Annotated in this window: 9 protein-coding genes; 5 read left to right on the top strand and 4 right to left on the bottom strand. The window is 68.7% G+C overall.

The window, feature by feature from the left end:
* Positions 1-350: 350 nt before the first annotated feature.
* The 4 genes from BDIM_RS10355 to BDIM_RS10340 form a co-directional block, all read right to left on the bottom strand.
* Positions 351-1,271, bottom strand: a complete 921-nt coding sequence (locus tag BDIM_RS10355) for a hypothetical protein (RefSeq protein ID WP_003165548.1) — start codon at positions 1,269-1,271, stop codon at positions 351-353.
* 75 nt (positions 1,272-1,346) lie between these two features.
* Complete coding sequence (locus BDIM_RS10350; protein WP_003165546.1) at positions 1,347-1,889, bottom strand: hypothetical protein; 543 nt, start codon at positions 1,887-1,889, stop codon at positions 1,347-1,349.
* Between the two features lie 3 nt (positions 1,890-1,892).
* Entirely contained in the window at positions 1,893-2,678 is a 786-nt protein-coding gene (gene xth / locus BDIM_RS10345) for an exodeoxyribonuclease III (protein ID WP_003165545.1), read from the bottom strand.
* A 107-nt stretch (positions 2,679-2,785) separates the two neighbouring features.
* Positions 2,786-3,715, bottom strand: coding sequence for a hypothetical protein (locus tag BDIM_RS10340; protein WP_003165544.1), 930 nt, complete (start codon positions 3,713-3,715; stop codon positions 2,786-2,788).
* A 13-nt stretch (positions 3,716-3,728) separates the two neighbouring features.
* Between BDIM_RS10340 and BDIM_RS18595 the strand changes: the two genes are divergently transcribed.
* The 5 genes from BDIM_RS18595 to BDIM_RS10315 are packed head-to-tail and all read left to right on the top strand — an operon-like array spanning position 3,729 to position 7,515.
* Positions 3,729-4,901: an MBL fold metallo-hydrolase gene (locus tag BDIM_RS18595; RefSeq protein ID WP_003165543.1), complete on the top strand. Its 1,173-nt coding sequence runs from the start codon at positions 3,729-3,731 to the stop codon at positions 4,899-4,901.
* The gene (locus tag BDIM_RS10330) at positions 4,898-5,671 is read left to right on the top strand and encodes an enoyl-CoA hydratase (protein ID WP_003165542.1); all 774 of its coding nucleotides are present in this window, start codon (positions 4,898-4,900) and stop codon (positions 5,669-5,671) included. The genes BDIM_RS18595 and BDIM_RS10330 overlap by 4 nt, the downstream gene beginning before the upstream one ends.
* A 51-nt stretch (positions 5,672-5,722) precedes the next feature.
* Entirely contained in the window at positions 5,723-6,235 is a 513-nt protein-coding gene (locus tag BDIM_RS10325; RefSeq protein WP_003165541.1) for a GNAT family N-acetyltransferase, read from the top strand.
* 48 nt (positions 6,236-6,283) lie between these two features.
* Complete coding sequence (locus BDIM_RS10320; protein ID WP_040345715.1) at positions 6,284-6,844, top strand: DUF1285 domain-containing protein; 561 nt, start codon at positions 6,284-6,286, stop codon at positions 6,842-6,844.
* Positions 6,841-7,515, top strand: a complete 675-nt coding sequence (locus BDIM_RS10315; RefSeq protein ID WP_046651949.1) for a CoA pyrophosphatase — start codon at positions 6,841-6,843, stop codon at positions 7,513-7,515. Before BDIM_RS10320 ends, BDIM_RS10315 begins: the two co-directional genes overlap by 4 nt.
* The last annotated feature ends 79 nt before the right edge of the window (positions 7,516-7,594 follow it).

Genomic DNA, 7,594 nt, shown 5'->3' with positions numbered 1-7,594 from the left:
GCGGCCACGCTCACTGGAAGGTCCGCAAGGCCGATGTCGAAGGCCACACCCGCACCTCCATCGACGTGCTGGAGACAGGTCCGCGTCAGGAAGAGATCGCGCGGATGCTGTCGGGCGCCGAGATCACCGATGAAGCGCGCGCGGCGGCGCGGGTGCTGATCGGCTAACCTCTTCCTTCTCCCCTTGTGGGAGAAGGTGGCAGGCGGAGCCTGACGGATGAGGGGTGTCGACTCCCATTTTCTCGGAATTCGATGAGCGGGCGTCAGTACGGCGTTCACAACCGATGCGCTGACACCCCTCATCCGAGCGCCTCCGGCGCCCGCCTTCTCCCTCAAGGGGAGAAGGAAGACTTAGACCCCCAGAATCCAGCCTTCTTCGGCCTCAACCTGGGCGATCAGGGCTTCGTCGGCGCCAGCAGGCGGCGCGAAGGCTTTTTGCAGGTCGCCGGCGTCGTCCATGCGGGCGAAGGCTTCGGCGGCGGCGCGAACCTGGGCCTGGGTCTTGTATTCTTTGACGCCCTCGGCGCTGACCGCGCGCTTGGCCTCGAACATCAGGGGCCAGACTTCGACGATGACGGCCGACAGCGGCTCGATGTCGGCCTCGGTCAGTTCGCGCCAGCCGGTGCCGAAGGGCCAGACGGCGGCCGAGGCGCCCAGCGCATCCAACAGGCGGCGCAGCATGGGCACGCCGACCAGGGTCAGGCCGCCGATCGCGCCCGCGCCGTGCATCTGCCAGACGCTCTTGGGGGGCAGCTTGTCCTTGCGCGCGGCCAGTTCGGTGGCGCGGAACTCGGGAATGTCGGCGCCGGCGCCTTCGGGCGGCTTGGTCGTGGTCAGCCAGCGCTGGGCCTGGCTGGCGGGCGCGCCCCAGAAGGGCCAGGGCTCGTCCGTCATCAGGCGGTTCATCTTGGCCGCGACCTGATAGCGATTGTTCGAATTATCGGCTTTGTCGACGATGTTGGCGGCCAGGAATTTGCCCATGGCGTCCCACGGGCGGCCGTCCAGCTTCAGCCGCGCAGCGGTTCCGGCCGGGAAGCCGAAATCGAAGTCGAAGCCCACTAGGACGCGGTCGCCGCGCTTGCGGTGCTCGGTCAGCAGGTCGGCGATCAGCTTCTCGCCCTCGGCGCGCGTGGCGACGTTGTGCGTCTCGGCGTACAGGCGGAATCGCACGTCGCGCTTGGCGACGCCGACCCACAGGGTCTGCTCGCCCAGCTTCTTGCCCTCGGCGGCGGTCCAGTTGGCGATGATGTAGGCGTCGAAAAGGCGGGCCACGGGGGCTCCTGAAGAAAGAAGCGAAGAACAGGAACGGGGGCTTCTAGCCGCCCTGACTCAAGCCGTGAAGGGCGATCAGCGTTGCATCAAGGCTTCGACGTGCGACAACCAGCGGCGCCCCAGTCGCAGGCCCTCGCCGGGAGAGCGGGTTCCGGTGGCGGTCTCGGCCTCGGAGGCGGGGGCGGTGCGCGAGCCGCTCCACAGGGCCAGCTCGAACTCGGCGTTGTGCGGATCGCTGAAGATCAAGCGCAGCACGACCAGTTCGGCGTCGGGCGCGTCGAGGTCGATTTCCTTGCGGTGCTGGCCGCGCAGGACGCGGGCGACGACGTGGCCGTCGACGATGATCTCGGCCCCCAGCACTTCTTCGAAGGCGTAGACGAGGCCCATCGCGCCGCGATTCCACAGGACCGCCAACTGGCCGCCTTCAAGGTCCAGTCCGGCGGCGCGGCCTTCATGGGCGGACAGGGCCAGGGTGTCGGCCGGGGCGCCCAGCGCCTTCTTCATCGCCCGCCGCAGTCGCCGCTCGGACTCCATCCACCAGGAAAACAGCAAGACGCCGGTGGTCAGGAAGGCGGCGATCAGGGCGATCAGCAGAATGGCCCTGAACGTCTCGCCCATGGATCAGGCCTCCAGGTCCAGATCGACCACGACGGGAACGTGATCGCTCGGCTTTTCCATGTCGCGGGCCTCGCGGTGCGTCTCGATGGCGCGGAAGCGGTCGGCGGCGTGGGGCGACAGCAGGGCGAAGTCGATGCGGATGCCGTGGTTCCTCTGCCAGGCGCCCGCCTGATAGTCCCAGAAGGTGAAGGTTCCGGCGGGCTCGCGGCCCAGTTCGTGGGAATCGGCCAGGCCCAGCCATTTCAGCGCGCGGAAGGCCTCGCGGCTTTCCGGCTGGAACAGGGCGTCTTCGGCCCAGGCGGCGGGGTTCTTGGCGTCCTCAGCCTCGGGGATGACATTGTAGTCGCCGCACAGGGCCAGGGGCTCTTCCAGAGCCAGCAGTTCGCGGGCGTGGTTCTGAAGCCGTTGGAACCAGGCCAGCTTATAGGCGAATTTTTCCGTGCCGAGCGGATTGCCGTTGGGCAGGTAGATGGAGGCGACCCGGATCGGGCGGGGCGCCTCGATCAGGGCTTCCAGATAGCGGGCCTGTTCGTCGCCGTCGTCGCCGGGCAGGCCGCGCCGCACGTCCGACAGCGGGTATTTCGAGAGCAGGGCGACGCCGTTGTAGCTCTTCTGGCCGTGCGTCTCGACGTTGTAGCCCAGGTCTTCGAAGGCCTCGCGCGGGAACTTCTCGTCCACGCATTTGATCTCCTGGAAGCAGGCGACGTCGGGATTGGCGGCCTGAATCCACTCCAGCACCGTGGGCAGGCGGGCGTTGACCGAGTTCACGTTCCAGGTGGCGATGCGCATGGGACGCAAGGCTAAGGTGAGCCGCTGCGTTCGGGAAGAGGGGCGGGCAAAACAAAGACGCCGCCGGATCGCTCCGGCGGCGTCTGATTTTCAGCCTGAACTGAGGATCAGCTGTTCGGCGCGGCGGCCGGAGCAGTGGTCGTCAGCTTGCAGCCGCCGCCGATCTGCTGGGCGGTGGCGCAGGGGTAGACCTGCTGCACGGCCTTGGCCGTGTCGAAGCGGACGATGACGCCGTCCGCGCCGTTGCAGGCGGCTTCATAGAAGGAGCCGTTGGCGTTCTTGCCCATGTAGCGGGCCTGGCTGATGTCGCAGGCGGCGGCTTCGGAACCGGCCAGCCAGCCCTTCAGCGTGGCGACCTGCTCGGCCGGCGTGGTGAAGCGGCACGAGGCGTTGGCCGAGACCAACTCCATGCAGGACGCGACTTCCCAACCCGAGGCGGCCTTGTTGATCTGGGCGCCCTCGACGCCAGCGCAGCCGATTTCATAGACAATGGCGCCGCCGGGCTTGGCGCCGATGATGGCGCCTTGGTCGACGGTGCAGGGCAGGCCGGCCTCCTTGGCGAAGGCGGTGAAGACAGCCATGGCGTTGTCGTTGGCGGGCAGGGAGCACTGCGAGCCGACGTCGGCGTTGGGATCGCGAGCGCGCGCCTGTTCAGCCGAAGAGGCCAGCACCATGCAGTCGGTGGCTTGCGGCGGCGTCGAGGTCAGCAGCAGGTAGCCGGGGCCGGTCGCGCAGGCGACTTCATACAGCGACTCCTTGTTCGCTGATTGGCCCAGCAGTTTGGACTCGGTGATCTGGCAGTTGGTGTTGGTCGCGGTCAGCACGCCCTGAGCGGCGGCCTGGATTTCCTCGGCGCTGGGCGGCTGAGGCGCGCGGGGCTGACGTTGACGACCACGCGAGGCGCGGCCTCCGCTGCTCTCGGTCACCTGAGGCCCGTCGGGATTCTGCGACGTGCGCTGGGCGAAAGAGGGGGTGGCGAGACCGGAGATGAGGACCGCCGCGCTCAGGGCGACGAAGGTGCGGGCATTGCGAGACACGGGGACGCTCCAAATGAACAGAGCGCTATCCCTGACCGCGCGGGCGACCTCGGTCAAGAATGGACGCCGTCGAAAAGCCGCTCTAAAAGGACGGTTGCAATTGGAGACGGACTTGGCTGACGGCGACACTCTGACAAGTTCCCGGACGGAACGCGGGCTGCATTATCCGTTTGAGGCAGCGCCTGCGGCGGGCGAAGCCATAGCGGTTGCGCCCGGCGTGCTGTGGTTGCGGCTGCCCCTGCCGATGGCGCTGAACCACATCAACCTCTACGCCATCGAAGACGGCGAGGGCTGGGCCGTCGTCGACGCCGGACTGGCGACGGATGTATCGCGCGAAGGCTGGACCAAGGCGCTGGCGGGCGTGCTGGGCGGGCGGCCGGTCACGCGCGTCATCTGCACCCATATGCATCCGGATCACATCGGCCTGGCGGGCTGGTTGTGCGAACGGTTCGGCGCGCCGCTGCTGATGTCGCGGACGGAGTATGTGACGGCGCGGATGTTGATCGGCGACGACGCTCTGGGGCCGCCGGCGGCGGCCGAGGCCTTCTATCGTGCGGCGGGCTGGTCGGATGAGCAGCTGGCGCGCTGGCGCGACGGCTACGGCGGCTTCGGCCGCATGGTTCAGGATTTTCCGCGCGACTATCGTCGGGTGCAGGACGGCGATGTCCTGAGCGTCGGCGGCGATGACTGGCGCGTGGTGGTCGGCGAGGGGCACAGCCCCGAACACGTCTGTCTGTGGCGCGAGAAGGACGGCGTCTTCATCGCGGGCGATCAGATCTTGCCGCGCATTTCCTCTAACATCTCGATCTGGCCGACGGAGCCGCAGGCCAATCCGCTGGGCGACTGGCTGCGGTCGCTGGCGGCGCTGAAGGAACGGCTGCCGGGCGATTTGCTGGTGCTGCCGTCGCACGGGGAGCCGTTCTACGGCGTGACCTTGCGGCTGGAGGCGCTGATGCGCGGGCATGAGGTGGCGCTGAAACGGCTGGAGAAGACGCTGCGCACGCCGTGCCGCGCCGTGGACGTGTTCGGCGCCCTGTTCGCGCGGCCGGTCGGCGACGCCGTGCTGGGCATGGCGACCGGCGAGGCGCTGGCGCACCTCAACTATCTTGAACGCCAGGGACGGGGCCGCCGCGTGCGGGACGAAGGCGGCGTCGACTGGTGGAGCCTTTTGGAGACAGGCCAATGAGCGAACATATCCGGACTCATCTGGAAGGCGGCGTCCTGACGGTCGTCTTCGACCGCGCGGACAAGAAGAACGCGATCACCCAGGCCATGTATGCGGCCCTGGCCGACGCGACGGAGCGGGCGAAGGCCGACGACGCCGTGCGGGTCATCCTGTTCCGCAGCGAGGGGGATTCCTTCTCGGCGGGCAATGACATCGCCGACTTCATCGCCCTGGGACAGACGCCCGGCGACCTGGTCGAGATGGGGGTGTTCCGCTTTCTGAAGGCGCTGGCGGACCTGGACAAGCCCGCCGTCGCGGCGGTGCGCGGCCGGGCGGTGGGCATCGGGCTGACGCTGCTGCTGCACTGCGACATGGTGGTGGTGGCCGAGGACGCCCTGCTGTCCGTGCCCTTCGTCAATCTGGCGCTGGCGCCGGAGGCGGCGTCGTCGCTGCTGCTGCCGCGCGTTCTCGGCCATCAGCGGGCGTTTGAGCTGTTCGCCCTGGGCGAGGCGATCGACGGCAGGACGGCCCTGGCCTGGGGCCTGGCCAACCGCGCGGTTCCGGCCGATCAGGTCGAGGCGACGGCGGCGGATCTGGCGGCCAAGCTGGCGGCGCGCGCGCCTAACTCCATCCGCAAGACCAAGGCCCTGATGCGCGACGCCGAGGCGCTGTGGGCCGTGATGCAGCTGGAAGCCCAGGCCTTCGGCGCGCAGATGCGCAGCCCCGAGGCGATGGAGGCTTTCATGGCCTTCAGCCAGAAGCGGGCGCCGGACTTCTCCAAACTGGGCTGATGTCGCGAAATCGCGATTGATTCGAGGGGCGAGGGGGACTACGGGCCGCGCATGAACGCCGCGCCTGCCTCCGCCCCTGAAAACGACCCGCATTTCGTACGCGGAATCGTGCGTGAAACGCTCGAGGACGCCGCCGCGATCGACGCCCTGGTCATCGCCGCCTTCGGCCCCGGTCGCTTCGCCAAGACGGCCGAGCGTCTGCGCGAGCGGTCGCCGCTGGCGGCTGGGTTCTGCCTGTATGAAGGCGAGCGTCTGATCGGGTCGGTGCGGCTGTGGTCGATCCTGACGGGCGAGGCGCGGTCGGTCTTTCTGGGCCCGATCGCCGTGGACAGGGCCAGCCGCAGCACCGGACTGGGCGGCGAACTGGTGCGGGCCTGTATCGCGGAGGCGAAGGCGCTGGGGCTGGACGGCGTCCTGCTGGTCGGCGATCCGCCCTATTTCTCGCGTTTCGGGTTCGTGCCTGCGCCTGACGCCGTGCTGCCGGGGCCGGTGGATCAGCGGCGGGTGATGTGGCTGCCCTTCACCGCAGCGGCTCCGGTCGGAGCGGTTCGCCCCGACGCTTGAGCCGGGCGCAGCCTTCCTTTGCGAGGCGACGCATCCCATAGTTCGGATATGACGAACCCACCGACATCCTCGGGTCTGACAGGCGTGGCCGAGGCGGCGCGGCAGGCACCGGGCCGAGGTCTGCCGCCCGTTCATCTGTGGCGCCCCGAACATTGCGGCGAGATCGACATACTGATCCGCGCCGACGGGGTGTGGATGCATGAGGGCTCGCCCATCGGGCGGGCGGAACTGGTGCGGTTGTTCTCGACGGTGCTGAGGAAAGACCCGGACGGCTATCATCTGGTCACGCCGGTCGAGAAGCTGAAGATCACGGTCGAGGATCTGCCGTTCCGCGCCGTGGCGGTGCGTGCGGAGGACGACGCCCTGGTCTTCACCACGGATCAGGGCGATGAAGCTGTCGCCGGGCCTGACCACGCCATCGTCGTCGAGACGGACCCGGCGACCGGCGAGCCTGCGCCGCGCGTCCATCTGCGCGGCGATCTGTGGGCGCGGATCGCGCGGCCGGTCTTCTATGAGCTGGTCGAAAGGGCGCAGGAGGCGGACGGGCGGTTGGCCGTGCGTTCGGGCGGTGTGATGTACCCGCTGGGGCCGGAAGGAGCGGGGCTTTGACCTGTTCCGGCTTGAAGACGCGGCTTCAACAGAGGCTGGACCCTGTGTCCGCATGGTCGCCGGAGCGTGTGGCGGTGCGGTCCGACTATGACCTGAACCCCGACTACAGCCGCCCGAAGGCCAAGTTGAGACCCGCGGCGGTGCTGATCCCCATCATCGCGCGTGAGGATGGGCCCAGCGTCCTTTTGACCCGCCGATCCGATAGTCTGGCCAGCCATACGGGGCAGATCGCCTTTGCGGGCGGGCGGCTTGATCCCGGCGAGACGGCGCTGGACGCCGCCCTGCGCGAGGCGTGGGAGGAGATCGCGCTGGATCCCGCCGTGGTCGAACCTCTGGGGCTGGGCGATCCCTATGAGACGGGCACCGGCTTTTTGGTGACGCCGGTGGTGGGCTGGCTGACGGCGCCGCCGGTCGTCACCGCCTCGCCCGCCGAGGTGGCCGAGGTGTTCGAGGCGCCGTGGGACTTCCTGATGGACCCGGTGAACCATCGACGCGACTATTATGATCAGGAGAACGGGCCGCGCCGCTGGTTCTGGGCCATGCCCTATCGCGAGCGCTACATCTGGGGCGCGACGGCCGGCATTCTGAAGGGGCTGTTCAACCGGCTGTACGGCGAAGAGGCTGCGCCGCAGCAGGCCGCCGAGGCTGACGCCAGCGAGCGCGTGGGATGAGCCGCGTCCTTGAGGAGCAGGACTGGTTGACGGCCGACGCCACCCGCGCGGTGATGGCGGCGCTGGCGGCGGCGGGCGG

Origin of the sequence: Brevundimonas diminuta ATCC 11568 (assembly GCF_000204035.1) — a bacterium.
Lineage (GTDB): Bacteria > Pseudomonadota > Alphaproteobacteria > Caulobacterales > Caulobacteraceae > Brevundimonas > Brevundimonas diminuta.
The sequence above is the reverse complement of the archived record's forward strand: the minus strand, read 5'-3'. Positions and strand labels throughout refer to the sequence as shown.

Coding starts and splice junctions, on each gene's coding strand:
- BDIM_RS10350 (WP_003165546.1), bottom strand. CDS start 1,889: ATGGGCGAGACGTTCAGGGCCATTCTGCTGATCGCCCTGATCGCCGCC.
- xth (WP_003165545.1), bottom strand. CDS start 2,678: ATGCGCATCGCCACCTGGAACGTGAACTCGGTCAACGCCCGCCTGCCC.
- BDIM_RS18595 (WP_003165543.1), top strand. CDS start 3,729: ATGAACAGAGCGCTATCCCTGACCGCGCGGGCGACCTCGGTCAAGAAT.
- BDIM_RS10330 (WP_003165542.1), top strand. CDS start 4,898: ATGAGCGAACATATCCGGACTCATCTGGAAGGCGGCGTCCTGACGGTC.
- BDIM_RS10325 (WP_003165541.1), top strand. CDS start 5,723: ATGAACGCCGCGCCTGCCTCCGCCCCTGAAAACGACCCGCATTTCGTA.
- BDIM_RS10320 (WP_040345715.1), top strand. CDS start 6,284: ATGACGAACCCACCGACATCCTCGGGTCTGACAGGCGTGGCCGAGGCG.